The organism is Paucisalibacillus globulus, from assembly GCF_900184735.1.
Taxonomy (GTDB): domain Bacteria; phylum Bacillota; class Bacilli; order Bacillales; family Amphibacillaceae; genus Ornithinibacillus; species Ornithinibacillus globulus_B.
This window is the reverse complement of the sequence record NZ_LT855384.1, coordinates 1-26503: the sequence shown is the minus strand read 5'-3', so window position 1 is coordinate 26503 and position 26503 is coordinate 1. Positions and strand designations below refer to the sequence as shown.

Here is a 26503-nt window from a genome sequence, read left to right as displayed (position 1 = left end):
TGCAACCTTTCCAACGAACTCTCTTACACTTGATTCAAGTTCCATCATAGTAACGCGGTCATCAGTTAAGTGCCCTTCTCCTTCTTCGATTACCACTAGGTAGCGTTCTAGCATTCTTCTCACCTCCTCTCAAGCTAGTAAACTTCTAATAGCCGTAATGGACCAAGACTACAATTGTTCCATCTGCTCTAGATGACATGTAAATCGATTTAATTAAGCTATCATCCATGAAGAAATTACTTAATTTCATTTCCACCGCATCTGGTTTCCCAGTAAAAATTTTGAACATTGCCCTCCTCCTACTTAAGAACTTCAATAGCTGCAATGGTAAGACTGGTAAAAGATAAGATGCCTAGAAACAGGATGACACCATATAAAAACCAAACTGCTTTTTCTTTGTTCATGTACTCACCCTCTTTCTCCGAACTGTGTGTTATTTTTTCCAACCTAAACTGCGAGCCCCAGTATCATAGTTATCCCAACACTCTTTTCGTATCCCTTCTAGAAAATTCTCCAATTCTTCTTTCGAGCGTTCAATTTTATTGCTTTTGAAAGGTTTACCTTCCCAAAGAAATCCCTGAATATCTCTTGCTATATCCTCGTACCCTTCTACCATTTCTCTTGCATCACTACTCAAAGTAATTCCTCCCTTTCAGCGCACTTTTTCTCAAACACTAAACGCTACCCAAATCCACACCGCTAAAGTTACAACCGGGAAAAAGTAATCAGGATTTGTTAAATGTTTCATCCTTATACCATCCCTTTCTTGCATAAATACCATTGTTCAATAGCTCAAACTCATCATGTTTTAATTTCTTGTTGTGAAGAGCCAAGATCACCCGAAGTGATTGTTGAATGGATACCTGGTGCTTATCGGTTACAGTAAAATCTGCAGAAATTGCAGATTCTAAAATTCCCATGCATGATTTATGTAGGTTCTCAAGATGGTCCGTTAACTGGTCTAAGTCTTCCGTTAGGTAGTGATCTTGAATGGCCATTACCCCATCCACCCCCTCATATTGAATAACTCACCTACAACTTCTAAATACAAATCAGTTACTTCTGGATTCACTTTTCGGTAATCTCCGAAAACAATACTGGGATAACTCGGAATATTGTAAGTTCCCACTAGATCCTTCATCAGCACTTCTAACCTTCCAACTTTTAGAACGCTACTTCCTTGTTTGATTTCGTTTAACCTTTCACGGTATGATTCCAACTCTTCTTGAGACACTCACTTTCACCTCTTTCTTAAAACGGTTATTAGCTTCCCGTCACGTTTCACAACTTCCCGAGAATACCCAACGTGTAATTTTTCTTGTTTAGTACCCCACCCGTTACCGTTGGCTAGTAACTCGCTTAGACCAGCTGGAACTGAAATCTGATGCCCGTCTAATTCAATACTTGTTATTTTTATCATCACTCCACCTCTATGAGTTTCTAATTAGAAACCTTTTGATTAAAAAAATAAACCTCTGGACTAATATTCAGATGTTCACAAATTGTACGTACTTCACTGACCTTAAAATCCCTTCCCTGCCCATTCAGAATAGAGTTTAAACTACTTCTATTCATCCCTAGCAAATCAGCGATTTCGGTTTGTCTAATACCTAATTCTACAAGAAGCCCTTTAAATTTGTTATACCCTGCCATTCCCTCACCTTCCTTTATGTTTCGAGATAGAAACTTGATGTACCCCTATATTAAATTAGAAAAGTTTCGATGTCAACTACTTTTGTACTATTTTTTCAAACAAATGTTGCTTTGTCGAAACGTTTCCTATATAATAGTTTTTAGAAAATAATTGTAGAAAAAACAAAGGGGAAACGAGAAATGAACAGTTTTGCAGATAATTTAAAGAGATTACGAGAACAGAGAAAAGCTAAGGATGGATCTAAATTAACTTTAGAAAAGCTAGCAGAGGAGTTAAATGATCAATTTGGAGATAAGGGTGCAAAATTCAGTAAAGGTATGTTATCAAAATATGAAAATGGTAAAGATGCATCTTCCATAAATGCAAGTTTTCTTGCTGCTTATTTTGGCGTAGGTGTTAATGAATTAATCGGCTTTAGCGATGTTGTTGCTGAAGAACCTACTACTTATAAAGTTAATGGAGAAATACCGATTATAGGGACTATAGCTGCCGGAACCCCTATTTTAGCTGAACAAAATATTCTTGGTTATGCTCCAGCTCCACCTTTGATGAAACTCCAAGACAGAAATGTTTTTTATTTGAAAATTAAAGGGGAAAGTATGAATCGTGAATTTGAAAACGGCAGTTTTGTCTTAGTTGACCGCGACTTAAATGTTGAGAATGGAGAAATAGCTGCTGTACTTGTCAACGGACACGAAGCCACCGTTAAAAAGATTCATTGTAAAGATAACCTGGTTACATTAATACCAATGAGTACAGATGAAACCTTCTATCCTGAAGTGATTAATTTAGAATCAACAGAATTCACTATCATTGGAAAAGTTATCGGCGCATTTAAACAATATTAAGGGAGGGATACTTCATGAAAGCAGCTCTGTATATTCGAGTATCTACTAAGGAACAAATAGAGAACTATAGTATCCCTACCCAAAAAGAGCGTTTAGAAGCATATTGTAAGTCAAAGGGCTGGGATATACACGATTTTTACATAGATGGAGGTTACAGTGGATCTAATACGGACAGACCAGAATTACAGCGTATGCTTAGAGAAATAAACAATATAGATGTCGTAATCGTTTATAAGTTGGACAGGCTATCCAGATCACAACGAGATACCATGGAATTAATTGAGGATAGTTTCTTGAAGAATGATGTTGAATTTGTATCCATTACTGAAACTTTAGATACATCCACACCGTTTGGACGTGCTATGATTGGAATTCTTTCTGTATTTGCTCAACTGGAAAGAGAAAACATTGCAGAACGTATGCGAAATGGACACATTAAAAGGGCACAAGAAGGTTATGCTGCTATGGGCGGAGATTATGACCCTGCCGGATATAAACGCGAAGATGGAAAACTTATCATTAAACCGGATGAAAAAGACCACATACAAAAAGCTTTCGACCTCTACGAACAATACCACTCCATATCCAAAGTCCAGAAGGAATTAAAGCTCATAGGATACCCTGTATGGCGTTTTAGACGGTATCGTGACATATTGTCTAATAAACTGTATATCGGTTACGTGAGCTTTGCAGGAGAACATTTCAAAGGGGTTCATGAACCAATCATTACTGAAGAGCAATTTAATCGAGTTCAGGCATTATTGGGACGACATAAAGGACACAATGCCCATAAAGCAAAAGAAAGCTTATTATCAGGATTAATCACGTGTGCTTGTTGTGGAGAATCTTACCTTACCTATGCGGTAAGCGGTAAATCAGGAAATAATAAGGGTAAAAAATACCGCTACTACATATGTAGAGCTAGAAGATTTCCTTCTGAATACCCGGAGAAGTGCATGAATAAAACTTGGAATGGTTCAAAGTTAGAAAATATCATTTTTGAAGAACTTCAACACCTAACACTCGGTAAGGAAAAAGAGGAAAAAGCCAAACCCGCAATAAATTATAAAGCTCAGCTTAGCAAAGTTAACGAGAAGATTGAACGTATTATAGGTCTGTATGCTATTGGAAAATTTGAAAGAGAAGCCTTAGATAAACAAATAGATATTTTAAATGCTGAGAAAGAACGCCTCTTACTTCGACAAAAAGAAGAATCCGCTGAAGAAGAGATATCAGCGGAAGAGTTACATGATCTAGTTATCCAAATAAAGGATGCAAATTTCAACACCCGACAAGCAACTATTCAAAAGCTTGTTAAACAAATAATTATTAACGGAGAAGACATTGAAATCGAATGGGCATTTTAATGTCTTTTTCTCTGTTTTCATTTTCGGCTAGTCATACTGCCCAAATCAGGAATTCCTTCTTACCTTCTTGAATAGTGGAAACGAGTTGATCAGAGGCTCTTTGCTGGGCATTTGTTAATGTACCCTTCCAACTTAATGGGGAATCATAGCTAGTCCAATTTGTATCCTCGACTTCCCAAAAATAGAGTGGTTCACATTCCATCACTCTACCCATTGCTACACAATTTCTACAGTATAGATGGGATTGTTGGCACTTTGCACAAGGGATAGTTCCAAACAGGACTCTCTTTTGATTACCACATCTCTGGCATTCATTTCTAGTAAGCTTTCGTTTAATGGATGGGATTTTCGTAAAATGAAAAGTAAGTTCAGGTGGAATTTCATTCTGGAGTAATAATTTACCTGCATATTGACGGAGGTTTTGAGAGGATATTTCATCAAGTGGGTTTACTATTGTCATTAAATCACTCACTTTCTATATGATATAGACTGCCAGATAACTGGCAGTCAAATAGATATAATATTAAAAATGATTGCTTATTTATAATACCAACAAACTCCTACTGCGCCTTCCCCAAGATGTGTACCGATAACCGGGCCAAAGTAACTTATTGAAGTTTCAACATTAGGGTATTTTTCATTAAACTCATCTCGTAAATTTAAAGCACTTTCTTCATCATTTGCATGAATAAATGCTACTCTTGCAACCTTTCCAGCTTTCGCATCTTCTTCCACAAGACCCATTACTCGATTAATTGCCTTTTTACGGGTACGAATCTTTTCAAATGGAACGATCACTTTATCTACAAAATGTAATACTGGTTTTACCTGTAATAGGCTTCCCATAAGTGCTTGAGCGCTGCTTAATCTACCACCACGTTGCAGGTTGGTTAAATCATCTACTACAAAATAGCCATGCATCGTTTTCTTCATTTCGTTCAGACGATCCATAATTTCCTCAGCAGATTTATTTTCCTTCGCCATTTCAGCAGCCTCAAGTGCAAAGAATCCTTGAGCCATACAACTTATTTCCGAATCAAAAGCGTACATATCGATGCCTTCTACCATATCACCAGCGCTAACTGCAGCTTGATATGTACCGCTTATTCCACTAGACAGATGTATAGAAATTACAGCATCGTACTCTTTACTGAGTTCTTCTAATTTTTCCGTAAAAAGTCCAATAGCTGGCTGTGATGTAGTTGGTAGTTCTTTTACTTCTTTTATCTTGTGATAAAATTCTTCAGAGGTAATATCAACTTCTTCTTGATACGTTTCATCCCCAAAATTTACACTAAGAGGAATCATATGTATCCCATAAGCCTTACGCATATCTTCAGGGATATACGCTGTACTGTCAGACATTACAGCTACCTTCATTCCAACTTCTCCCCCTAAATTTTTTATTTTATTATTCTATTACTGTTCGCCTCTTATATTTTACATGAATGACTGAAAAAATGCACCATAGTATGTAGATGAGAAATTATAATTAAATTAATATGCAATTTTATCATGTTTTCCAGTTAAATGTGTTAATTTTAAGTTACAAATATATTTTAAAGATGGGGTAGCTATGAATAAATTAGATCAAGAAATTTATGACTATTTGTTTAGTAAGATTCCTTCAATTACTGAAAAGTGGTTAAATACACGGAAGGTAGAGGAGGGTTCTATTTATTCGGTGAAAACCTCTCCGGAAGTGGCGGAAATGCTTAGAGCTCAAAATACATTAACAAATAAAACAGCTATAAGTGCTTTGCTTAATGATGAAGAAGTAGTAGATAACTACATTAATCAATGGGTGCATATCGTCTCTGAAAGTAGAATTAAGACGGATACTCCTACTCATGAAGTTATTCATGCTATTAACATTGCAAAAGATATTTTCTTTGATTATACGTACTCTTTTATCCATGAAAATAAAGATGTGGTCACCCATTCCGACATTATTCGTTGGCACAAAACCTTCAATACCGTTTTCAGCAAATTGACTACTTTGTACTCTGAGATGCACTATACATTAACCACTCAACGTTTAACTAAACAACAGAACTTAATTAACGAACTAAGTACACCAGTCATTCCGATTAGTGATACAATTGCCATATTACCACTAAATGGCAATGTAGATACTCTGAGAATGAAACACCTATATGAAACAGTCCCAGAAAAAGTGGTAGAGTCCCATGTTGAATATCTATTTATCGATTTATCCGGGATACCTGTTCTAGATTCTGATGTTGCTAAAGGACTTTACCAAGTAATTTATTTGCTTCAAGTATTAGGAATCACCACTGCAATCTCTGGAGTTCAACCAGAAGTTGCTCACTCCATTGTTCAATATCAGAATAATTTCAAAGAGATTCCAACTTTTAGTACGTTGAAACAAGCATTAAAAGTACTCATGACAACTGAAAAAGTATTGGAATTAAAGAATATATAATTCTGATAGATACATAAAAAAATGAGAATCCTCTATCAAAAGAGTGATTCTCATTTTAGTTAACAATTTATAAAACCTCAACCCAACCTTTACGGATTGCAGAAACTACTGCCTGGGTACGGTCGTTTACATTCATTTTTTGTAGAATGTTACTTACATGGTTCTTAACTGTTTTTTCACTAATGTATAATGCTTCTGCAACTGCACGATTACTTTTACCATCTGCAAGAAGCTGTAAAACTTCACATTCACGTTTGGTTAGTAAATGTAATGGACGGTGATATTCTACTCGGTGACTACCTACTCCAACAGCTACCGTTTCCTTCGCTAATCGGCGGTATTCTTGTACCAAATTATGGGTAACTTTAGGATGTAAGTATGATCCACCTTCACTAACCACTTTTATTGCCTCAATTAATGAATTAGAATCCATTTCTTTTAATAAGTATCCTTGAGCACCTGTTTTAAGGGCATGTGTTACATAACTTTCATCATCATGAATCGAAAGGATGATTACTTTTGAATTTGGATGGTTACGAACCAATTCGGCTGTAGCCTGTACACCATTCATGTTTGGCATGTTGATATCCATTAGAATGACATCTGGATTGTATTCTTTTACAAGCTTACCAGCCATGATTCCATCGTCACCTTCTGCCACAACATTAAACGATGGTTCAAATTCTAATATACGTTTTACCCCTTCACGGAATAACTTATGATCATCAATTAAAATGATATTAACTGTTTTTTCGAAACTCATTGCCTTTTCCTCCCCAATACGTAATATTTAATAATTCCCCTATTACGTTCCATGCTAGACAATAATCTTTTATCTCTATTTTTTTATATAAGAGCCCTTTCATAAGGTACTCGAATTACTATCTTTGTGCCTAATCCGATGGTTGAATTTATATCTATTATACCATCAAACATCTCAACGCGCTCTTTCATGCCCATTAATCCAAAAGATTTATCTCTTTTAATGGTAGGATCAAAGCCTTTCCCATTATCTGTAATGACGAGATTTAAGTTTCTCGAACAGATCTCAATCTTCACAGTAATTAATGTAGCTTCTGCATGTTTAACAGCATTTTGAATCGCTTCTTGTGCCAGTCTAAAAAATGCAATTTCATACTTTTGATTAATACGCTTTACTTCTCCAATAGAAGTGAACTCTATTTTTACATTGTTATATTCTGCTGTTGTATTGACATATTTTTTTATCGTAGGAATTAAACCTAAGTCATCTAGTGCCATTGGTCTTAAATCATAAATAATACGGCGCACCTCATAAAGTGACGAACGGACCATCTTACGCATACTTTTTATTTCAGCTAATGCATCTTCAGGACTACCTTCTCGGAATGTTCGATCAACCAGTTCTGAACGAAGTAAAATATTAGCTAACATCTGAGCAGGACCATCATGAATCTCTCTTGAAATTCGTTTACGCTCTTCTTCTTGTGCTTCGATTATTTTCAGACCAAATTCTTGTTTCTCTTTTGCTTCTTCAATCATTTCATTTACTTGTTTAAAATCGTCTGTTAAGTACGTGAGTATGACCGAGATTTTGTTTGCTAGGTTTTCAGCGCGTTTAATAGTATTGTCTAGGTTCTGTAGTCTTCTCTCAAGCTCATCACGTTTCAATCGTAAAGCTCGTTCTTCCTGACGTAGCATAGCTAACTTAGTCTGTAGCTCATGAGTTGATTCATAGACCTCACGAATTTCTTCCTCTGAATAGCGGTCGAAATACTTACTTACTTCCGATAAACGTTTTCTAGAATAGCGAACATTTTGCTCAAGCTTGTCTCCGTCCTCTATGTAATCGAGAACTTTTTCCTTCGTATACTCTAATTCACGAAGCAATTGTTCATGTTCAGAACGGGCCTCTTCACTAATGTTAAAGATTTCGTCCTTACTATTTTCAACGACATCAACCATTTCATCAAGGATATAATCTAAATCTTTATCCCTAGTTTTCACTGCCATCAGCACTCACCAACCTATGGTATAATTATACGTGCTATTCCGTTTTTTTTATAGGGTATAATGGAAAAAACTTTTAAAAAGTGTATAAATATTTATGAAACCCTAGTAGTAAGTACCCAAACTTTTCACTTTATAAACATAATTTCATTATAATTTTACTAATAGGAGGATTTGTCTATTGTTATCAACGTATTATACCGTTAAAAAAGATGGTGGTTCCCATGAAGTTGTTATTCAGAAGTCTAGATTCATAGGGACTATCAAACGAGTTGAATCAGAAGAAGAAGCACAGATCTTCATCCAGCAGATGAAAAAGAAATATCATGATGCGACACATAATTGTTCTGCTTATATGATTGGTGAACATGACCAAATTCAAAAAGCAAATGACGATGGGGAACCGAGTGGTACAGCTGGCGTACCGATGCTTGAAGTTCTAAAAAAACAAAATCTTAAAGATACAGTGGTCGTTGTAACACGATATTTTGGTGGTATTAAACTTGGTGCCGGAGGATTAATTCGTGCATATGGTAGTTCCACCTCTGAGACCATTAAGGCTGTCGGTATCATGAAAAGACAATTAATGAAAGGATTCTCTATCACTGTTGACTACACATTACTAGGTAAACTAGAAAATGAGATAAGAAACTCTGAACATATTCTTGAGACCATTAACTATTTAGAAAATGTAGAGTTTGTCGTTTTCGTGGAGGATGGGAAGGAAACTACTTTTCAAGAATGGATAGTTGATTTGACAAGTGGTCAGGCAGTTATCGAAGCTGTTGAGGAAAAGTATGTGGAGATTGAAGTGGAAAGCACGAAGGAGTGACTGTACTTCAATCTGATTTCACAAAAAAGATGAGGCTGGGACAAAAGAGTTTTAGTTGATTAAAATCCGAACGAACATGAAAAGCACATAGACCCGCTCCGGAAATATACTACGCTTTTACTGCCAGCACAGGGGCGACATCTGTTCGAGGAGCCTGAGGCCGTGCCCGTGGAAAGCGGAGTATTCTGCCGGAGAGGTTTCTTACTGCTATTCCACCTTAATTCTGGGGATGTACCGCGCGGTTCTATCAAATAGCAACTATTTTTGTAAAAAGACTTTTAATTATTCACTTTATACAATACTGCTAAATTAGCAATGATCGTTACAACTACAAGTTCTTTTTATAGATACGGGTTTGCTATTCTCCTCTTGCGATTACTCCACGGCAGAATGTTTCTTTAATCGTAAATGTATCGTCCACCAATAAGATATCCGCATCCTTCCCTACCGCAATACTACCTTTTCGGTCAAAAACATGTAGTTGTTTAGCAGGATTGGTACTTGCCATTTTTATAACATCCTCAAACTCGACTCCATCAAGCTTTAGCATGTTTTGTATAGCATCTTTCATTTTTAAAATACTGCCAGCTAAAGTACCATCTTCGAGCACGGCTTTTTCTTCATCTACTAATACTTTCTGTCCCCCGAGGTCATACGTACCAGTATTCAGGCATTTAGCACGCATGGCATCAGTAATTAATAGTAATCGTTCACTGCCCATATTCTCATAGATTAACTGCAGCATTTCAGGTACCACATGAATACCATCCGCAATTAGTTCCGCATGTAATTCTTTCAGAAAGAAAGCAGCTCCTACAACTCCGATATCACGATGATGAATGCCATTCATAGCATTACATAGGTGAGTAACCTGGTTCACCCCATGCGCGACCGCTTCCTTCATGCCATTAAAATCTAAATCCGTATGTCCAGCAGAAACATTGATACTATGTTCTCTTAAATGACGAATAAATGCACCATCTTCATCATGTTCTGGTGCCATCGTGATCGTTTTGATCTTATTATTAGACAGTGCCTGCCACTTATCAAATAGTTCAATATCAGGTTTACGGATATGCTCTAACGGTTGTGCACCTTTTTTACTTGGTTCAATAAAAGGACCTTCAAGGTGAATACCGATTATTTCTGCATAACCATTTTTTGATTGATAGCTGGCTACATTTTCAAGTACATGCTCAATATTTTCTTTTGATTGTGTAATTGTTGTAGCTAGAAAACTTGTGGTACCTTCTAGCGGAAGAACCTTCGCAATAGAATCAAGCGCTTCTTCGGTTCCGTCCATTACATCAGCCCCATTGGCACCGTGGATATGGCCATCAATAAACCCAGGAACAGCATTTAAACCTTCTGCATCTAGGATTTTAAATCGACTAGGATAGCTGGTTGGTTGTTCATTTTCAGAGAAGATAGCACTAATCTTCCCTTCTGAAATTAGCAGCTTACCACGCTCTATTTTTTCATTTTCTAAGTATATGTTTACATTTTTAATTAATATAGATTCGTTTGTCATCGTTGTAGTCCCTACCCTTCTTCATTCACATTCTCAAATTAGCATATGGTATGTAGCAATGTCCAGTTTTGTCGAATAAATTGCGTAACGAAAAAAGGACTACACCATGAACATGGTGTTAGCCCTTCTCTCTAATTTATCATTCGTTTACTTTGGGTCATCGTTCTTTGGTCACTTAATTCTTTAATTAATGTTTGAATTAACTCGTCAGAAGAACGTATTTTATTCTTTTCTGTATCATCAATTACTTTTTTCATCATATTCTTGAAAAACTCGCGTTCAACCATTACATTACCGCCCCAACCAAGTGTTATAGAATTATAGAACTAATCATACCACAAAATCTACTAATTTCATTAACAAAATATGACAAATTACTATTTTTTCCTTCTATTCCAAAATAATAGCATCAAGTATGCTACAAAAGCACCGAAGCCATCAATCATGACATCGCCAATATAAGGGGTTCTGTTTGGTGTGAATCCTTGATGGATTTCATCTATGATAGCATATGCAATGGTACTTAGAAATGAGATAACTAGAATTTTCTTTAATGACCAGTGCACAGTTTTCCTGAATGCTAAATAAAAAAAGATCATCAAGATAAGAAAAGTTCCAAAGTGGGCACCTTTACGAATGAAAAATTCGATTAGTCCATTTACTCCTTGAGCGCTAACGCTGACTTCGGATTGATGATATTGGAAGGATATCCAACTTAGATAAGGCTCTAAAAAAGATAAATCCAATAATCCCGAAAGAATAGGTTTTATATCCTGCTTTTCATATGGCGTTGAGGAAGAGAAGAAAAGGATCGCCATCCATGTAGTTGGCAATAGCCAATAGAAGTATTTTTTCTGCATTTTTCCACCATGCTTTATTATTAAATTCTAATATACTATAACAAAAAATAAGAAAAATAAAAAACCGTAGTTTCCTACGGTCCTAGTCTTGGTTCTTTCTCCATTTATTAAATTCAAGAAAGTTTTTAAATTCTTCTTTTGTTACACCTGATTCCATGGCTTCTTTCACGATGCTAAGCCACTCGCCGTCTAAATCTTCTAGTTCTACTGAGTCCCCTTCATTTATAAGTTCATTCACGGAAACACCTAAAACGGTACTTATTTTTTCGATAAACTGGATGGATGGATTCGACTGGAGGTTTCGTTCGATTGAACTTAAGTAAGATTTTGCAACGTTTGCTTTTTCGGCAAGTTCGGATATAGACATTTTCTTTTCTTTACGTAGTTGTTTAATTTTTTCTCCGATCAAGTCGACTCACCTCTTTCAAGCGAATTATAACACAGATGGGTGAGTAGTTCTATATAAAGTACGAAAATTACAACTAAAGTAATATATGTAACTATTTAGTCTCTGCAAGAAATAGACGGATCTCTTCAACGCTCATTCCTAGATTCTTTGCCTCCTTGATTAGTTTAATCCATTCATAATCAAGTTTTAACCCATTCTGAACTTTATTCAATTTCCCATCCCCCATTACTTACTATCTATGCAGTCCAGCCATCCACGCAAAAGCATTTGGACCTGTAACTTTGCGTCCTCATCTTTCAATGAGTTTGCCTTTGTATAGAAGGAATATTTTCTAAGACTATTATACTAAATAACTAGTGCTTTTTGTGTGTCTTGTTTTGTCACATTGCAACTAGTTTTGAAAGAAAAGCTTGCAACTTTTGTAAAATAATGGGAACTTAGCTATGCTCGCCTAATTTTAGACTTTCTGATGACTGATACCATCCAAATTAGTCCACCAATTAACAGCAGATTTATACCTATGACCATAAATGTAAACATACTGGTTGCAGTATCTGGCAGTTTAGCTCCAGAATTTACAACACCACCAACACTTTCTACATCTTTCTTATTGCCGCCTTTGTCGGAATCATCTTTTACCCCGCCTGGTTGGTCGTCATCCTCTTTTGGATCAGTTGTTTCTTCTGGATCTTCTGGGTCTTCTGGTGTTGTTGGCCCTTTACTTCTTTCTGCAACGAATTGCAATAAAAAGTTGACACCAAGTCCTTGAAATTCATTGCCAAGATGTTCTGGAAAACGAATAGTTAGCTGCAATGTTTCACTATCGTTCACTTCAAGAAACCTCGGCGGAATTTGTTCAAAATCTGCTAACTTTCCACTATATAATGTCTCGTCTGCCTCTTTTATTTCGAGTAATAATTCGTTATAAAGTTTCTCGTCACCCTCATTTTTAATTTGCATTTGATAATCAAAATCTAGTTTTCCTTTATTCTTTATCGTTATCTCTCTAGGAGCCCAGTCTCCTGGCTTCATATTGGCTATATCGAATAATACATCTTTCGGAGATAAGCTAATATCAACATTGTATTTTTTATCAGAATCTGCAGCACTATCAGCATTGGTTGTAATTGGATTAAACATAATGCTGAACATCGCTCCAAGTAAGAGACCTAAACCAACTATCCGCTTCATTTAATTGCCCCCTCTGCAGGCAAGATTTTGCATACAAGTTTATTAAACTACTGATTTTTCTTCTTCTTTTACATTTTCTTTAGGCAATTCTATTTCTCTTATTGCCCTCCAAATGGTTATACCGGCATATCCTATTAATAGAATTCCTGGTATTAGTAGAAGGAATGCTCCGTTTTGAGACTGTGAAAAGTTGATAACATAGCCTACGTAAGGAATTGTAAATCCTGTATATTCTGCAACGACATTTTCAGATAGGACAGGATTAATATCTTCCGCGTTGTTATTATCCCCTTTTGTTCGGTACATCACACTGTCTCCATTAGCAACTACTTCCGTGATTCTGTGGGTAATTAGCTTTCCATCTTCCTCCATAAATGTGATAACATCGTCTTGCTTAAATCGAGTCATATCACCACCAGGTTTCACAGCTATAATTGACCCAGTTTTAATACCTGGCTCCATGGATCCGGAAAGTACTGTTTTTAATTGATATCCAAATATCTCTGGTTCTCCACCAGATGCTTTGGATGAAATGACGAAGAATAGCATGCTTGCTAAAAGTAAAAATAGAACTACTGTAGTAAGATGGTTAATGAAGCTAAATATTTTTTTCTTAATTGGTTTCTTCATTTGTTTCCCCTTCCCCTGCAGGTTGTTTGTTTGTATCTGCCGCATCTACTTCTCCATTATTAGACCCCTCAGAAGAATTTACTTCTTCTCCAGATATATCCTCTGTTGTACTGTCATTTTGTTCATTGTTTTGATTATTTTCCTCTTTAGCTGGATCTGGTTGTGAAGTTTCTTCTTCAACAGGCTCACTTGATGAATCTTCGACTACTTCGTTTTCTTTATTAGTTTGTTCTTCTGACTGTGAAACATCTTCAGCAGCTTCTTCACTTATTTCATTTTCCATTTCTTGTTCCTTTGTGTTCTGCTTGTTTTTTCCTTTATCTTTACATTTAATGTTAAATTTATTGCTCCAGATTTCTTTCTCTTTCTCTTTACCTTCAAAGTTCTCTACTTGATAAACTTTAAACACATAAAATCCTTCATTTTCTCCTACAAAAGAAAGTGTTACTACTTCATTCTGATCTAACGCTTGAATTTGTCCTTCAAATATGGGGGAACCATGATTCTCTGGTGAACCTTTCCCCTTACTTACAGTGTCTGTATAATAAACCTCGTACTTTGCTGGTCCCCGCATCTTATGGCCTACATTTTTAAAATCTGCAGAAATTTCAACTGAAGGACAAGATTGGTCAACAACAGTTCCATTGTTACCTACAAATTTTAGAAAGCTGCCATCATACCAAGTGCCAGCCTTAAATTTCATAATTCCTTGATTTGAGTTACTGAAGTATGCTGCAGTACCTCCTGTAAGGTAGCTAAATGAAAAGATTACTAGATAGAATGCCACAATAATTTTACTCATTAAAATTAACTTCTTCTTCTTTAGATTCTTGTATTTTTGAAGGCGACTCAGTTCCAAAGGCCTTCCCTCCTTTTATGACGACTTTATTTTGCTTTATTAAAAATTGCAGAACCTGATTCTTAATAAAACAAAATAAAAACATTTCTGGATGAAAGGTGCTGTACCCACCCTTCATCCAAAAAATAGAGCTATCTAGGTTCTCCATCTTTCTGACTAGCTTCGAATGATAGATTGAAGTCAATACTATCTCCTTGGAAGATATTTTGATCTTCACCATTGTCATTGAATTTAAAGTCAAATCTAAGTGTTTGTCTATGGTCAGTTTGATATGGATTGTTAGACTTTGGTTTTAAATCTTCTGCAACAATTAGATCCTCAATATCTGAAAGTGGTACCCAATCGGCCACGACTTCGTTTGATCCTAGCTTCATAATGTTCACTAAAATATGATCCGCAAAATCCTCGCCAACATTATTACTATCCACATCTATAACTTCATAATCCACGTTTAGTGTTACATCCTTGACATCTAGGCTACCTTCGTTATAAACACGTATTTGGTGAACTTTCCAATCACCCGGCTTCATATTATCTATACTTAAATCCACTTCTTCTCTATCATCCGTACCTTTTAAATTGATGTCTAAAGTTCCGGCTGTAAATTCATTATTCGTTACTTCTGTATCACTAAAATAAGCATACGTTCCGCCACCAATTAAGCTAATTCCAAGTGCAGCAGTTAGTGCACCCATTCCTAGTTTCTTTTTAATACTCATGGTTACAACATTCCCTTCTCTAAAGTATTCTTAAGTCTCTACATAAATGTTCTTTATTTAGTATGTATTTCTAAAAATTTTAAGAGAGGAGAAGGGTTAGTTCTCCTCTTTATGTTATAAATTATTATCTAAGTTCGCCTTCAGTTTGATGAGCAGTGAATGTCCACTCAAGCTCTAAAGAGTCTCCTTGGAATTCGTTTTGATCTGCATCATTATCAACGAATTCGAATGCAACGAACATTTGGTCATTATCTCCAGCAGCTAATCCACTGTCTTCACCGCCTAAGCCAAGTAACTCAGTAATCCAATGATTTAAATTTTCAACGGCATCTGGAGTCATATTTTTCAGGTCATACAACGTAGTCTCAGAGATTACATCATTATAGTCTCCGATAACCCAACCATCACCAGTCTTATCAGCGTTCTCTAAGAATAGAACTTTAATATGCTTACCGAAGTCATCAACGTTATCACCTTTAGCATCGATAACATTGTATGCAGTAGCAAGTTCGATTGAAGAGATATCTAAAGACCCATTGTTTTCAAGTGCAAACTCACGAACCATTACATCTCCAGGCTTCAAGTTATCAACATCAATTACAACTGATGGATTCACCGCTAAATCCAAAGTACCTGCAGCAAATGTATTGTTAGATACTTCTGTGTCACTAAAGTAAGCAAATGTTCCTCCACCAACTAATGCGATTCCTAATGCAGCTGAAGCAATACCCATACCTAATTTTTTCTTAATACTCATTCTCAAATTCCTCCCTATTATTCGTTATAAAGAACGATGTGCGTCTAAATCGCGCATATTTAAACGCACGGAGAAGATAATTACATATTTTTATCTTCCCTTATGTATCTAACTAGTTAAACACAATTGTTCTTTAATAAGACATTTTTGTTCCTTATTAAGAACAACCTTAACTGAAGTATAGGATATAATACTCAGAAAGAAAAACCTCATATTCGGCCAAATTTAAAGTTTTTTGAATATTTTGCTTCCATTTCCTCTTATATTCTATTAATTCCTTATTATTTTGACTTTTTTAAAGAACATTTTGTTCTTTATAAGGAACATCAATAGTGTTAAAATAGCTTTATATCAATACTCAGGCATATTTATATATGCTACAATAAAAAATAAGATAAAAAATAAATTATAGGGAGTTCGTCCTAAATGAAAAAAATTGCCCTCCTCATCATGATTATTGGAATTGTTTTTGTTGGAATTGGCCTATATGAATACATAAGTACAAATACTAATCAAAACCAGGCATTAGCAGAAGCTAAATCTCTTCTTGAAGGATCGTCATCTTTAAAAAATAACCAAACAAATACTACTATAGAAGAAACAGGTTCAACTTTCCCTGCCGATTTTACTCCCGATACCGGAGAAACAGTTGGTCTCCTCCACATTCCAAAACTAGAAGCAGACATTGCTATCGTAGAAGGAACCGATCCAAATGAGTTGGCAAAGGGAGTCGGACATTACAAAGGAACAGCCTATCCACTCCAACAAGATCAAATTGTCTTGTCCGGACATCGTGAAACAGTCTTTCGTCGAATGGGTGAATTAGAACTTGGAGACATTTTAACGATAAAATTACCTTATGGTGATTTTTCTTATGAAATAGTTGATACCTATATCGTTAGCGCAGATGATAGGACCGTTATCGCACCAACCGCTCCAAATGAAGTACTAACTCTAACAACATGCTATCCATTTAACTTTATTGGAAATGCACCTGATCGTTATATTATTACCGCACATCCTATTAGTAAAAAATAATGAGTAATCATACTTAGTTTGAGATAGACTAAAACGACAGGATTCGATATAATTATTCCCAAAAGTTAGTAATTATAAGGAGACTTTAAATGGCTGAATCAAGAGTGGAAAACAAGAAAAAGAAAAAAAGAAAATGGCCATATTGGGTTGGGGGAATCCTCCTAGCATTATTACTTATTGGTGGAGGCTATGCATGGTATGTGTGGGATAAGATTCATGATACAGTTGGTGACATGCATGAACCACTAGAGAGGGACCAAGATCCAGAACGGCAAAAAGAAATTAAAGACATCTTTAAAGATAAGAAATCATTAAATGTTCTATTATTAGGAGTTGACGAACGAGAAGGAGATAAAGGTCGTTCTGATACCATGATCCTTATGTCGTTGAATCCGAAAACGAATTCCATGAAAATGTTAAGTATACCAAGAGATACTTACGTGAATATTCCTGGTCGTGGAATGGATAAAATAAATCATGCCTATGCATTTGGAGATGTAGAATTATCTGTTCAAACGGTGGAAGAAGCATTTGATCTTCCTGTTCACTTTTATGGGAAAGTTAATATGGAAGGTTTTGAACAAGGTGTTGATGTACTTGGTGGTGTAACCGTTAATAATAAGCTGGAATTCTCACAAGACGGGAACCATTTCCCTGTTGGCGAATTACACTTAGACGGTGAAGAAGCACTTTCTTACGTGCGAATGCGTAAGAGTGATCCACAAGGTGACATGGGACGTAATGAAAGACAACGTGCCGTTATTACGGCAGCTATGAGTGAAGCTGCTAGCTTTACTAGCATCACGAAAGTTGGAGACATCCTGGAGATCCTAGGTGATAATGTTAACACTGATCTTCAAATGAAAAACATTCAAAATCTGTTTACAAATTACTTAGGAACAAGGGCAAATGTTGAAACCATGCAAATCTCCGGTAGCGGACAAATTATTGGTTCGATATGGTATTACATTGTTCCTGAGTCTGAGTTTAATCGATTATCATCAGAGATTAAGAGTCATATGGAAGCAAAATAACAAAATTAAGTCATCTGGCGGATAGTCAGATGACTTTTTATTCTTTTATCATGTAACGTAAATGTTATAATATGTTTTGAAGCAAATTCATTAATCAGGGGGATGGAAATGAGACGCTTAATATTTTTTGTTTTTGCCTCTATCTTGTTCATTGCAGGATGTTCAGAGGATGAAGTTACACCACATGAACGTTTTGATGATTACATAAAGCTTTGGAGCGAAAATAACTTTACAAACATGTATGACATGTTAGCTTCAAAGTCGAAAGAAACCTATCCAACAGATCAATATATAGATCGATATGAAAAGATCTATGGCGATTTAGAAATAGAAAATGTTGAAATTACGTATACCAAGTTATCAGAGGAAAAGCTTGAGCTTGCGATGGAAGAAGGCTCTGCCACTTTACCCTTTTCAGTAAAAATGGACTCAATGGCAGGACCGATTACGTTTGACTACGAAGCCACCCTTACCCAACAAGGGGAAGAAGAAGAAAAGAATTGGTTTATTAATTGGGATCCTGGATATATCTTCCCTCAAATTAAAGATGGTGGAGATATAAGAATTACGACAACAGAACCAACCCGTGGTGAAATACTTGACCGGAACAGAATTCCGTTAGCTTTAAATGGAGAAGTATGGGATATCGGGATTGTCCCTGGAAAACTTGGAGATAATCCGGAAGAAAACAAGAAAAAGATTGCCACTTTATTAAATATCTCGGTTGATTCCATTGATAAAGCGATTAGCGCTGACTGGGTACAACCGGATATGTTTGTTCCATTAAATAAAAAAATTCCTAAATCCGATACAGAAGTATTGGATGAACTATGGCAAGTAAATGGAATTATGGGGCAAACAGCTCTTGGAAGAATCTATCCACTAGGTGAAGCAGCAACCCATGTAGTTGGTTATATTGGAAAAGTTACAGACAAGGATTTAGAGGAATTAGATTCAGAAGTTTATACAGCTAATGACATGATTGGAAAAACAGGCATGGAGCGTATTTTTGAAGACAGACTTAGAGGTAAAAAAGGTATCAAAATTTTCGTTGAAAAAGAAGGCCAGGAAGATGTGGTCCTAGCTGAAATAGAAGTACAAAATGGGGAAAGTATTCATACAACTATTGATAGTACTGTTCAGGAAGAGCTCTATTTATCATTTGATGATATCCCGGGTACTGCTGCTGCTATCGAACCAAAAACAGGCGAAACTTTAGCACTTGCCAGCAGCCCTTCCTTTGATCCACATAAAATGGTATACGGAATATCACAATCGGATTGGGATGAATTACAGAACAATCCAGATCAGCCATTATTCAATCGCTCTAATGCAACCTATGCACCTGGGTCGGTTATCAAACCCGTTACAGCAGCAATCGGTCTACAGAATGGAGTAATTGATCCGGAAGAAAAAATCGAAATTGAAGGCTTAACCTGGGGTAACGGTGAAGGTTGGGGAGATTATAAAGTAACTCGAGTAGCGAGTGCAAGCCCTGTTAACCTATTAACTGCGATGACCCTATCGGATAATATCTATTTTGCTATGAAAGGTGTCGAAATGGGTGGTGACGCGCTAGTAGCTGGTCTTGAGAAGTTTGGATTTGGAGAGGCATTACCAATCGACCTTGCCATTTCTTCTTCCACTGTTTCCACTACAGGTACACTGGATGGAGAAGTGTTAGTAGCAAACACCAGTTATGGTCAAGGAGAAATTGAAACAAGTGCCCTTCACATGGCAACCATGTATACACCATTTTTAAATGATGGGGCTATGATAAAGCCTGTCATTCTAATGGAAGAAGAGAAATCTCAAGTATGGAAAGATGAGCTAGTTACCTCTGAACAGGCAGCCATCATTAGAGAATCATTACGAAATGTGGTAACAGAAGGAACTGCAGGATACGCAAAAAATGCACCATTCAAAATAGCAGGAAAAACCGGAACCGCCGAATTAAAACTGACACTTGATGAAGAAGATGGAGCACAAAACGGTTGGTTTGTCGGTTATCCATCCGAAGATCAAGACATACTAATCGCCATGATGATGGAAAAAGTACAGGACAAAGGTGCAAGCGCATTAGTTGTAGAAAAAGTTACAGACGTCATGGAAAAAGTTAAGTAAACAAAGAAGACCCCTTGTTGGATTAAACTAGCACGGGGTCTTCTTTGTTCACAAGTATTATTACTTCATTTACAGCATCGCAATCAGGTCATAAAATGCTTCCTCATTACGTTCATCCAGTGCCTTATCGATTAATCGTTTTACATTTAAATGCTCTAACTCATCCATAATCACATCAATATCATCATTCATGTTCTCTTCCTGATTGTAATTAATATGGGATTTTGTTAGGAAGTATAGTTTAATAAGAAAATCTGGAATATTAATCAGTTCACTCATGGATAGATGAAATATCTTATCATCTTTCTGAAATGCAAATGTCGCATCGAGATTCTCGATTTTTTTCGTATATCTATTAATGATAAATTCCTTCGATTTAATCGGTATAAATTGATAAGTTTCATTCTGAATGGAAATAGTAAAATGCTCCTGATCTAACAGAACATAAATATTTTCAGCATCAGTCTTTATACAATAGGGCTTTAATAATTTTACTGTTACCATGGTTATTACCCCCAATATCTCAAGTGGAATATTATTTGTTATGTGTTTAGTACCCCATATTTTATCTTTAAAACATCTTTATTTAAATATGAACCAAAAGAAGTATGCCCACCTAAACTTTAGGTAAAAGGGCATACTTCTTTTGGTTCATAAGAGCTTCACAAGTTCACGAAACGATTTCTCATCACGTTCGTCAAGTGCTTTATCTATTAATCGTTTAATATTTTTCTTTTCCAGTTCTTTCATCACTAATTCATTTTCAGCATTAACCTCATTAATTTCTTGACCGGTATTATAATATGGTTTAGCGATGTTGTGTAATTGCGTTAGAAAATCGGGAAGTGTAATTAGTTCGGTCATCGTCAAGTAAATTATTTCTTTACCTTTTTGAAAAGCAAAACGACTACCGACATTCTCTACTTTTCGTGTTCTGCGGTTGATGCGAATTTCTTTACCTTCAATTGGAATAAATTGATATACTATTTTATTAATCACTACTGAAAAGTATTGATATGCCAAAATTATACGGACAAACTGATCGTCTGCCTTAATATAATATGGCTTTAGCATCTTTACAGATATCACGTTTTCCACCTCCCATTATTTTTCTACTCATAATTTTCAGTTAATTTATTTTACATGATTTTATAACAAAATACAAGTGAAATTTTAGTTTTATGACTGTTTTTAGTCGAAAGGTCCCTAGCTAGGGAAAAAGCCCTGTGAGCGAATTTAAACCCACAGGACCACTGCTTATTCAATAATTTTTCCAGAGATAAACGAGATAACTTTTTCCATTTCGCGTGGTTCCATCGTATACTTCTGTTCCATCTTTTGAATGATGTCACCTGCTGCCTTTAATTCGACAACACCCTTTTTCATGTACGATTTGTACCGTGTATTTATTTCCGTTATCTCTTTTTCATACTTTTCATCCGTACCAGGAGTCACCGTTTTTTCATACATATCGATTTCCTCTTCCCCAGGTCCAGTTGGGAAAAATTCATGTGGATCTGTACTATCAAAAATACAAAATTCTAATTCACGAATTAGCACCATATCCGCACTGTTTGGATCGAAACTACAATGATAAAGTTCTACATCAAAGCCATGGTCTTGGGCAGCAGACATTACTTTCTTCATAAAGGTTGATTTCCCTGTTCCTGCACGACCTTTAATAAAGTATTTCTTGGATAATTGGCTTAATATTTCGGGTACCACATTAACGACACCATCTCTAGTGTTCGTACCGAATAAACGATGAACAGCTGATGCTTCCTTGTTCTGCTTGGGAACGTACTTAAATATTGTCTCAATGAAATCATCTGCTAGGTTATTCGCAGCATCGAAATTCATTTCTTTAATATATACTTCCTCTAGATCATCATGTACTTTTAATCCAGTTTCAAAGTTATCATAGGCTTTTTGTGTTAGTTGGTTCACTTTATTTAAGTCTTCGGATAAATCTATATTGGTTATATCTTGACTGATAAATAGTGCTAGATCGATTTCAAATGATCCAGAAAGATCTGCAGTTGCAATTCTCTCATCAATAATGGCTACTTTTTTATCACGAATAATAACACCTTCTACATATTCTTTTCCAATGGAACTATAGAGTACTTCGATGTCATGGTCTGTTTCGTATTTTTTTATGATTTCATTTATAATGGCTGTTTTGATTTTATTTGATGGATGCTTTAGGATTATGTGGTGATGGAAGTTGGGAGTGTTGGTGGATAGAAAGTTTACAAAGCCTTCTGCTGTGTTTCCACTGACGTAGTAACCTGTTTTTCTTGGCAAAAAGACACATCCTTTTTTATAAAAAATATTATAATCTAATTTATGTATAGGTGGGCTAAGTGGTGAATTATTCTAACATTATTATTACATTTGATTAATAACTTACTCAACATACCCGTGGCCCGAATACACTCCGCTTTCCACGGGGTGAACGGTGAGCCTCCTCGGACTACGTCCTGTGGGGTCTCACCCTGCCCACTATTCCCGTAGGAGTCTCCGTGTATTCGGGCCACTCAGTGCTAATATATAATTATAATCTTTTCGTATTATTATTTAATATAAAAATTCCATCAATACCAATAACTATAAGGAAACACCCCCATTATTATGGTGGGGGTGCTTATTTATAGTTATGTTGTCCTTATTTTACTTCTGGTAGTACGCGTACTTCTTGTGTCATTGTGGATTTACATAGTGGGCATTCTGGTTCTTGGTTGAAGCTGAATGATTCTCTCATCCAACCGTTGCACTCATCGCTGGTGCATGCCCAAATATTTGTTTCAACTTCTGGGACTGGCTCTTTTGGTCCTCTTGAAAAAGACATGACAGCATCCCCTTTCATCGTTGTACTACCATTATACTCTTTTTTTGAGTCGAATGAAAGGGACCATGGAATTACTTGGCAACAGCCCTACAGTACAAAGTGTTCTATAGCCTTTGCAACTCCATAATTATTGTTTGTATCTGTTGTATGGTTGGCTACTTTTTTAATGGCTTCTTGTGCATTTCCCATTGCGACACCGACACCGGCTTCTTGTATCATTTTAATATCATTTAAGCTATCCCCGCATGCCATTACCTCATCCATGGAGATGCCTATCTCCTCACAAACACGGTGAAGTGCTCTTGCTTTACTCACTCCGAGGGGATTAACTTCTATGTTTGTTGGTAGAGAATTCGTTATCTCAAAATCACCGAGTAATGACATTTCCTTAATGATTAAATCCAATTTATCTGTATCAGATGATTCAAAACCAATTTTTAGCCACTTATAATCATAGAAATTATCTGGACGTTCTCCACGGAAGAAACCTTCAGTTGATATCATCCACATGTATGCACCTAGTCCAGCACCTAAATTCCACAGCTTTTCCATAACCTCTGTATCTAGTAAATGCTGTTCAAGTAGCTCTTGTTCCATTGTCCAAATTTCTCCACCATTACATGTAACTAAATAAGATGTCAGTTCTAGTTCCTTTGCAATTGGATAACAGGTACCGAATGATCTTCCTGTACTTAATACGACATGAACACCTTTATCCATGGCCTTCTGTATCGCTGCTTTCGTACGATCATCCACTTGGTGATCGTTAGTTAATAAGGTACCATCCATATCTAATGCAATTAACTTAATATCCGGCATCGTAAAACTCCTTTAAGCTTGTTTTTCAGAAACTTGCTCTGATTGTATACCTCTATCATATAGTTTTGTTGTCAGGAATGGAATAAATAAGATAACGAGTAATCCATAGAACAACACTTCTATATTGAATAAATCTACTACTAGACCACCTAAGAATGGTCCTAGCATTCTTCCTGCAGCAGCTACACTATTGACAAAGCCCTGGTAAAATCCTGCTCTACCCTGTGGTGCTAATTCGTTTGCCAATGTTGGAATAGCTGGCCAAATTAGCATTTCCGCAATCGTTAGAATGACCATTGCTGTTGCAAACATGGTAAATGCTTCTGCATACATGGCAATCACAAAAGAAAATATAAAGATCGCTGCACCGATATAAATATGCTTTTTCGGTGAAGTGACTTTATCCGTAAATAGTTTTAACAGTGGTTGGCCCAATACAATAAGAAATCCGTTGATGGCCCAAAGTGCACTATACTGCTCAAGTGGTACTCCAACATCCTGTGTATAGGATGCAATGGTGGATTGCCACTGACTGTATGCAAACCACGTGACAAAGAATCCACCACTTAATATAAGTAATGCGATAAACGCTGATTTATCTTTAATTTTACCGCGTTGTTCCAGAACTGTTGTATGCATATGACGATTCTTCTCTTCATCCATACCCCGGAATGCAAAGATTACAATTAGGGTAAAAACAAAGAATAATGATGCATTGGCAATGAAGATATAGTCAAATGAGATACTAGCTACATACCCACCAATTGTCGCACCTAGTGCCACACCTAAATTCTGTGCAACATAAATTGCGTTGAAGGCACGTCTTCCACCTTCTGGCCAAACAGACCCCGCCATAGCAAACATCACGGGCCATGTAATACCTGAGCCTAGACCGATGATTAATAGACAAATAGAATATGTCCATATATCATGATTAAACGATAATACAATAGCAGACCCAGTTGAAAGAGTAGTACCTAAAAGAATCGTTTTATAGGCACTAAATTTATCAAACAAAATACCACCAATTAAATTCCCAACAATATTAGCCCCCTGATTAAAAGCTAATATAAAGCCCGCAAATGCTAAACTTTTTCCTAATTCATTGTGCATGTATATCGTATTAAGTGGCCATAAAAAAGAACCACCAGTTACACTAATGGTCGTAGCAATCGCTAAAAGCCAAATATACCTTGGCATTATCATCATCTCACATTCAATTTTTCATTAACTAAGTAATTTTAATATATTTAAGTATTGAAAGCAATGGAGAAAATGATATATTTTTTATCTATTATTTGACCTTACTTAATTTGATTAGGAACACTATACAGGTTATCAATGGTACAAAAATAAAGAGAATAGAAAAAGCAGCCGAAATACTAGAACCAGTGATTGCAGATTCAATAATTATCACTTGTAAGACAGTGAAAAGCACCACTATTTCAAAATTAATAATGGCTATTAATCGTCGTGCAATTAGATAAACCCTTGATGCATTTTCTTCTGTAACCTTAATGGTGTAATTAAAAGTATGTGGAAACTTTGAAAGTACATACATACCAATAAAAAGTATTGCTACTACAATTGGTAGAATGATGACCGTTCCTCTGCTTCCCCAACCATTGGCCTCTCCTGCTGCATTAAAATGGTTTGGAATTGTCTCTGGTAAGCTACTAAACATATAAAAGGTGTAACCAAACGTTCCTATTATGGTAAGAACAGATAGAAAATTAAAGATTCTTTCAGATGGTGAAGCCTCTACTTTAATTTTTGGATGTGCCATGTTATCCCCCCTTACATACAGCTAATTGCCAGTTTAATTGCCTCCGTCAAATCATGCTGAGACCAGCTTGGCATGTTTTTCTTCAATGCCAACTTATGTGAAGCTGGTATATGGATGAATCCAGATGGACGATCTAATCCACGTTGGCTAAAATAATGAAGACCGTGATACATCACATTATTACACAAGTATGTACCAGCTGTATTCGATATTTTTGCCGGATATCCAGACTCCCCTAACTTATGTACGATTTCATAGAGAGGAAGTTTCGATAAATATGCATCTGGACCATTTTTTTCGATTTTTTCACCATTTGGCTTATATCCTTCATTGTCTACAGGGCCATCATTACAATTAATGGCAATTCTCTCAGGCGTTATAGAATTTCTACCTCCTGCTAGACCTAGAGAGAGAACTGCGTCTGGATCATGTTTTTCAATCAGTTCTAATAATTGCTCTCCCGACTTATGAAAATCCACTGATAATACTTCACCAATCACTTCATAATCACCTATTATTGTCCCATGTAAAGTAGTAGCTATTTCATAAGTTGGATTAATAGGAAATTCCAAGAATGGTTCGAACCCTGTTAATAATAATTTTTTCATCGTTATCTCTCCCCTAAACTAATTCGTATTGTCAAAAGTTTTTATAAAAAATCTATTAGTATTCCCTATTTCATGCGTTTTTATACAAAAAAACTTGCCACCCCCTCGAATTTAGGGTATTAGTGAGGTAACCACACCAAAACAAATACCT

At 36.1% G+C, this 26503-nt stretch carries 35 protein-coding genes and 1 riboswitch; of the genes, 7 read left to right on the top strand and 28 right to left on the bottom strand.

The genetic code is table 11. The features are described from left to right. Positions 1-145: 145 nt before the first annotated feature. The 6 genes from BN999_RS20385 to BN999_RS00145 form a co-directional block, all read right to left on the bottom strand. A complete protein-coding gene (locus tag BN999_RS20385; protein WP_176481816.1) occupies positions 146-289 on the bottom strand; it encodes a hypothetical protein in 144 nt (47 codons plus the stop codon). 144 nt (positions 290-433) lie between these two features. Continuing rightward, complete coding sequence (locus BN999_RS00165; protein WP_096269372.1) at positions 434-637, bottom strand: hypothetical protein; 204 nt, start codon at positions 635-637, stop codon at positions 434-436. Between the two features lie 88 nt (positions 638-725). After that, positions 726-998: a hypothetical protein gene (locus BN999_RS00160; protein ID WP_096269371.1), complete on the bottom strand. Its 273-nt coding sequence runs from the start codon at positions 996-998 to the stop codon at positions 726-728. After that, positions 998-1234 carry a hypothetical protein gene (locus BN999_RS00155; protein WP_096269370.1) on the bottom strand — a complete coding sequence of 79 codons (237 nt, stop codon included), beginning with the start codon at positions 1232-1234 and terminating at the stop codon, positions 998-1000. The genes BN999_RS00160 and BN999_RS00155 overlap by 1 nt, the downstream gene beginning before the upstream one ends. Before the next feature lie 6 nt (positions 1235-1240). Continuing rightward, complete coding sequence (locus BN999_RS00150) at positions 1241-1420, bottom strand: hypothetical protein (RefSeq protein WP_096269369.1); 180 nt, start codon at positions 1418-1420, stop codon at positions 1241-1243. A gap of 20 nt (positions 1421-1440) precedes the next feature. After that, a complete protein-coding gene (locus BN999_RS00145; protein ID WP_096269368.1) occupies positions 1441-1653 on the bottom strand; it encodes a helix-turn-helix domain-containing protein in 213 nt (70 codons plus the stop codon). Positions 1654-1833: 180 nt separating this feature from the next. Here BN999_RS00145 and BN999_RS00140 point away from each other — a divergent pair, with 180 nt between their 5' ends. Beyond that, the gene (locus BN999_RS00140; RefSeq protein WP_096269367.1) at positions 1834-2502 is read left to right on the top strand and encodes a helix-turn-helix domain-containing protein; all 669 of its coding nucleotides are present in this window, start codon (positions 1834-1836) and stop codon (positions 2500-2502) included. A 14-nt stretch (positions 2503-2516) separates the two neighbouring features. Further along, complete coding sequence (locus BN999_RS00135; RefSeq protein WP_096269366.1) at positions 2517-3869, top strand: recombinase family protein; 1353 nt, start codon at positions 2517-2519, stop codon at positions 3867-3869. Positions 3870-3900: 31 nt separating this feature from the next. Here the strand turns inward: BN999_RS00135 and BN999_RS00130 are convergent, their stop codons facing one another. Continuing rightward, positions 3901-4329 carry a hypothetical protein gene (locus BN999_RS00130; RefSeq protein WP_096269365.1) on the bottom strand — a complete coding sequence of 143 codons (429 nt, stop codon included), beginning with the start codon at positions 4327-4329 and terminating at the stop codon, positions 3901-3903. Positions 4330-4406: 77 nt separating this feature from the next. Next, positions 4407-5249, bottom strand: a complete 843-nt coding sequence (locus BN999_RS00125) for a DegV family protein (protein ID WP_096269364.1) — start codon at positions 5247-5249, stop codon at positions 4407-4409. A 196-nt stretch (positions 5250-5445) separates the two neighbouring features. Here BN999_RS00125 and BN999_RS00120 point away from each other — a divergent pair, with 196 nt between their 5' ends. Beyond that, entirely contained in the window at positions 5446-6315 is an 870-nt protein-coding gene (locus tag BN999_RS00120) for an STAS domain-containing protein (RefSeq protein ID WP_096269363.1), read from the top strand. A 67-nt stretch (positions 6316-6382) separates the two neighbouring features. Here BN999_RS00120 and BN999_RS00115 read toward each other — a convergent pair whose 3' ends face one another. After that, positions 6383-7078: a response regulator gene (locus tag BN999_RS00115; protein WP_096269362.1), complete on the bottom strand. Its 696-nt coding sequence runs from the start codon at positions 7076-7078 to the stop codon at positions 6383-6385. An 83-nt stretch (positions 7079-7161) separates the two neighbouring features. After that, positions 7162-8307 carry a sensor histidine kinase gene (locus tag BN999_RS00110; RefSeq protein ID WP_096269361.1) on the bottom strand — a complete coding sequence of 382 codons (1146 nt, stop codon included), beginning with the start codon at positions 8305-8307 and terminating at the stop codon, positions 7162-7164. Positions 8308-8485: 178 nt separating this feature from the next. Here BN999_RS00110 and BN999_RS00105 point away from each other — a divergent pair, with 178 nt between their 5' ends. Next, the gene (locus BN999_RS00105) at positions 8486-9136 is read left to right on the top strand and encodes a YigZ family protein (protein ID WP_096269360.1); all 651 of its coding nucleotides are present in this window, start codon (positions 8486-8488) and stop codon (positions 9134-9136) included. A gap of 358 nt (positions 9137-9494) precedes the next feature. Here BN999_RS00105 and nagA read toward each other — a convergent pair whose 3' ends face one another. The 10 genes from nagA to BN999_RS00060 form a co-directional block, all read right to left on the bottom strand. Continuing rightward, a complete protein-coding gene (gene nagA, locus BN999_RS00100; protein ID WP_096269359.1) occupies positions 9495-10667 on the bottom strand; it encodes an N-acetylglucosamine-6-phosphate deacetylase in 1173 nt (390 codons plus the stop codon). A gap of 131 nt (positions 10668-10798) precedes the next feature. Beyond that, complete coding sequence (locus tag BN999_RS20380; protein WP_176481815.1) at positions 10799-10954, bottom strand: hypothetical protein; 156 nt, start codon at positions 10952-10954, stop codon at positions 10799-10801. 90 nt (positions 10955-11044) lie between these two features. Beyond that, a complete protein-coding gene (locus tag BN999_RS00095; RefSeq protein WP_096269358.1) occupies positions 11045-11527 on the bottom strand; it encodes a VanZ family protein in 483 nt (160 codons plus the stop codon). Between the two features lie 82 nt (positions 11528-11609). Beyond that, positions 11610-11936, bottom strand: a complete 327-nt coding sequence (locus tag BN999_RS00090; RefSeq protein ID WP_096269357.1) for a helix-turn-helix domain-containing protein — start codon at positions 11934-11936, stop codon at positions 11610-11612. A gap of 91 nt (positions 11937-12027) precedes the next feature. Continuing rightward, positions 12028-12147 (bottom strand): anti-repressor SinI family protein, encoded by a 120-nt coding sequence (locus tag BN999_RS00085; protein ID WP_096269356.1) that lies wholly within the window; start codon positions 12145-12147, stop codon positions 12028-12030. A gap of 25 nt (positions 12148-12172) precedes the next feature. Then, a riboswitch (cyclic di-GMP riboswitch) is annotated at positions 12173-12256 on the bottom strand. 121 nt (positions 12257-12377) lie between these two features. After that, positions 12378-13127: a TasA family protein gene (locus BN999_RS00080; protein WP_096269355.1), complete on the bottom strand. Its 750-nt coding sequence runs from the start codon at positions 13125-13127 to the stop codon at positions 12378-12380. Between the two features lie 42 nt (positions 13128-13169). Next, positions 13170-13757: a signal peptidase I SipW gene (sipW, locus tag BN999_RS00075; RefSeq protein WP_096269354.1), complete on the bottom strand. Its 588-nt coding sequence runs from the start codon at positions 13755-13757 to the stop codon at positions 13170-13172. After that, complete coding sequence (tapA, locus tag BN999_RS00070) at positions 13741-14616, bottom strand: amyloid fiber anchoring/assembly protein TapA (RefSeq protein WP_096269353.1); 876 nt, start codon at positions 14614-14616, stop codon at positions 13741-13743. The genes sipW and tapA overlap by 17 nt, the downstream gene beginning before the upstream one ends. 131 nt (positions 14617-14747) lie before the next feature. Further along, positions 14748-15335: a TasA family protein gene (locus BN999_RS00065; RefSeq protein ID WP_096269352.1), complete on the bottom strand. Its 588-nt coding sequence runs from the start codon at positions 15333-15335 to the stop codon at positions 14748-14750. A gap of 124 nt (positions 15336-15459) precedes the next feature. Further along, positions 15460-16092 (bottom strand): CalY family protein, encoded by a 633-nt coding sequence (locus BN999_RS00060; protein WP_096269351.1) that lies wholly within the window; start codon positions 16090-16092, stop codon positions 15460-15462. 426 nt (positions 16093-16518) lie between these two features. Here BN999_RS00060 and BN999_RS00055 point away from each other — a divergent pair, with 426 nt between their 5' ends. From BN999_RS00055 to BN999_RS00045, 3 genes are all read left to right on the top strand, one after another. After that, a complete protein-coding gene (locus BN999_RS00055; protein WP_096269350.1) occupies positions 16519-17130 on the top strand; it encodes a class D sortase in 612 nt (203 codons plus the stop codon). An 89-nt stretch (positions 17131-17219) separates the two neighbouring features. Then, entirely contained in the window at positions 17220-18164 is a 945-nt protein-coding gene (locus tag BN999_RS00050; protein ID WP_096269349.1) for an LCP family glycopolymer transferase, read from the top strand. A gap of 108 nt (positions 18165-18272) precedes the next feature. Then, entirely contained in the window at positions 18273-20288 is a 2016-nt protein-coding gene (locus BN999_RS00045) for a penicillin-binding transpeptidase domain-containing protein (protein ID WP_176481814.1), read from the top strand. 69 nt (positions 20289-20357) lie between these two features. On the opposite strand, the gene BN999_RS00040 is transcribed toward BN999_RS00045, so the two are convergent. The 8 genes from BN999_RS00040 to BN999_RS00005 form a co-directional block, all read right to left on the bottom strand. Next, positions 20358-20792 (bottom strand): IDEAL domain-containing protein, encoded by a 435-nt coding sequence (locus BN999_RS00040; protein WP_096269347.1) that lies wholly within the window; start codon positions 20790-20792, stop codon positions 20358-20360. 147 nt (positions 20793-20939) lie between these two features. Further along, positions 20940-21377 carry an IDEAL domain-containing protein gene (locus tag BN999_RS00035; protein ID WP_096269346.1) on the bottom strand — a complete coding sequence of 146 codons (438 nt, stop codon included), beginning with the start codon at positions 21375-21377 and terminating at the stop codon, positions 20940-20942. 168 nt (positions 21378-21545) lie between these two features. Next, the gene (locus tag BN999_RS00030) at positions 21546-22595 is read right to left on the bottom strand and encodes a hypothetical protein (protein ID WP_096269345.1); all 1050 of its coding nucleotides are present in this window, start codon (positions 22593-22595) and stop codon (positions 21546-21548) included. A 361-nt stretch (positions 22596-22956) separates the two neighbouring features. Beyond that, positions 22957-23139: a cold-shock protein gene (locus BN999_RS00025; RefSeq protein ID WP_096269344.1), complete on the bottom strand. Its 183-nt coding sequence runs from the start codon at positions 23137-23139 to the stop codon at positions 22957-22959. Positions 23140-23226: 87 nt separating this feature from the next. Further along, positions 23227-23958: a Cof-type HAD-IIB family hydrolase gene (locus BN999_RS00020; protein WP_096269343.1), complete on the bottom strand. Its 732-nt coding sequence runs from the start codon at positions 23956-23958 to the stop codon at positions 23227-23229. Positions 23959-23970: 12 nt separating this feature from the next. Then, positions 23971-25158 (bottom strand): MDR family MFS transporter, encoded by a 1188-nt coding sequence (locus BN999_RS00015; RefSeq protein ID WP_096269342.1) that lies wholly within the window; start codon positions 25156-25158, stop codon positions 23971-23973. A 94-nt stretch (positions 25159-25252) separates the two neighbouring features. After that, positions 25253-25744, bottom strand: coding sequence for a DUF1648 domain-containing protein (locus tag BN999_RS00010; protein ID WP_096269341.1), 492 nt, complete (start codon positions 25742-25744; stop codon positions 25253-25255). Between the two features lie 11 nt (positions 25745-25755). Continuing rightward, complete coding sequence (locus tag BN999_RS00005) at positions 25756-26352, bottom strand: pyroglutamyl-peptidase I (protein WP_096269340.1); 597 nt, start codon at positions 26350-26352, stop codon at positions 25756-25758. Positions 26353-26503 lie beyond the last annotated feature (151 nt).

Bases quoted from the DNA above. Each gene is read 5' to 3' on its own strand.
- BN999_RS20385 (WP_176481816.1), bottom strand. From the start codon at position 289: ATGTTCAAAATTTTTACTGGGAAACCAGATGCGGTGGAAATGAAATTA.
- BN999_RS00160 (WP_096269371.1), bottom strand. From the start codon at position 998: ATGGCCATTCAAGATCACTACCTAACGGAAGACTTAGACCAGTTAACG.
- BN999_RS00150 (WP_096269369.1), bottom strand. From the start codon at position 1,420: ATGATAAAAATAACAAGTATTGAATTAGACGGGCATCAGATTTCAGTT.
- BN999_RS00145 (WP_096269368.1), bottom strand. From the start codon at position 1,653: ATGGCAGGGTATAACAAATTTAAAGGGCTTCTTGTAGAATTAGGTATT.
- BN999_RS00140 (WP_096269367.1), top strand. From the start codon at position 1,834: ATGAACAGTTTTGCAGATAATTTAAAGAGATTACGAGAACAGAGAAAA.
- BN999_RS00135 (WP_096269366.1), top strand. From the start codon at position 2,517: ATGAAAGCAGCTCTGTATATTCGAGTATCTACTAAGGAACAAATAGAG.
- BN999_RS00130 (WP_096269365.1), bottom strand. From the start codon at position 4,329: ATGACAATAGTAAACCCACTTGATGAAATATCCTCTCAAAACCTCCGT.
- BN999_RS00125 (WP_096269364.1), bottom strand. From the start codon at position 5,249: ATGAAGGTAGCTGTAATGTCTGACAGTACAGCGTATATCCCTGAAGAT.
- BN999_RS00120 (WP_096269363.1), top strand. From the start codon at position 5,446: ATGAATAAATTAGATCAAGAAATTTATGACTATTTGTTTAGTAAGATT.
- BN999_RS00115 (WP_096269362.1), bottom strand. From the start codon at position 7,078: ATGAGTTTCGAAAAAACAGTTAATATCATTTTAATTGATGATCATAAG.
- BN999_RS00110 (WP_096269361.1), bottom strand. From the start codon at position 8,307: ATGGCAGTGAAAACTAGGGATAAAGATTTAGATTATATCCTTGATGAA.
- nagA (WP_096269359.1), bottom strand. From the start codon at position 10,667: ATGACAAACGAATCTATATTAATTAAAAATGTAAACATATACTTAGAA.
- BN999_RS20380 (WP_176481815.1), bottom strand. From the start codon at position 10,954: ATGGTTGAACGCGAGTTTTTCAAGAATATGATGAAAAAAGTAATTGAT.
- BN999_RS00095 (WP_096269358.1), bottom strand. From the start codon at position 11,527: ATGCAGAAAAAATACTTCTATTGGCTATTGCCAACTACATGGATGGCG.
- BN999_RS00080 (WP_096269355.1), bottom strand. From the start codon at position 13,127: ATGAAGCGGATAGTTGGTTTAGGTCTCTTACTTGGAGCGATGTTCAGC.
- sipW (WP_096269354.1), bottom strand. From the start codon at position 13,757: ATGAAGAAACCAATTAAGAAAAAAATATTTAGCTTCATTAACCATCTT.
- BN999_RS00065 (WP_096269352.1), bottom strand. From the start codon at position 15,335: ATGAGTATTAAAAAGAAACTAGGAATGGGTGCACTAACTGCTGCACTT.
- BN999_RS00060 (WP_096269351.1), bottom strand. From the start codon at position 16,092: ATGAGTATTAAGAAAAAATTAGGTATGGGTATTGCTTCAGCTGCATTA.
- BN999_RS00055 (WP_096269350.1), top strand. From the start codon at position 16,519: ATGAAAAAAATTGCCCTCCTCATCATGATTATTGGAATTGTTTTTGTT.
- BN999_RS00050 (WP_096269349.1), top strand. From the start codon at position 17,220: ATGGCTGAATCAAGAGTGGAAAACAAGAAAAAGAAAAAAAGAAAATGG.
- BN999_RS00045 (WP_176481814.1), top strand. From the start codon at position 18,273: ATGAGACGCTTAATATTTTTTGTTTTTGCCTCTATCTTGTTCATTGCA.
- BN999_RS00040 (WP_096269347.1), bottom strand. From the start codon at position 20,792: ATGGTAACAGTAAAATTATTAAAGCCCTATTGTATAAAGACTGATGCT.
- BN999_RS00025 (WP_096269344.1), bottom strand. From the start codon at position 23,139: ATGTCTTTTTCAAGAGGACCAAAAGAGCCAGTCCCAGAAGTTGAAACA.
- BN999_RS00020 (WP_096269343.1), bottom strand. From the start codon at position 23,958: ATGCCGGATATTAAGTTAATTGCATTAGATATGGATGGTACCTTATTA.
- BN999_RS00015 (WP_096269342.1), bottom strand. From the start codon at position 25,158: ATGCCAAGGTATATTTGGCTTTTAGCGATTGCTACGACCATTAGTGTA.
- BN999_RS00010 (WP_096269341.1), bottom strand. From the start codon at position 25,744: ATGGCACATCCAAAAATTAAAGTAGAGGCTTCACCATCTGAAAGAATC.
- BN999_RS00005 (WP_096269340.1), bottom strand. From the start codon at position 26,352: ATGAAAAAATTATTATTAACAGGGTTCGAACCATTCTTGGAATTTCCT.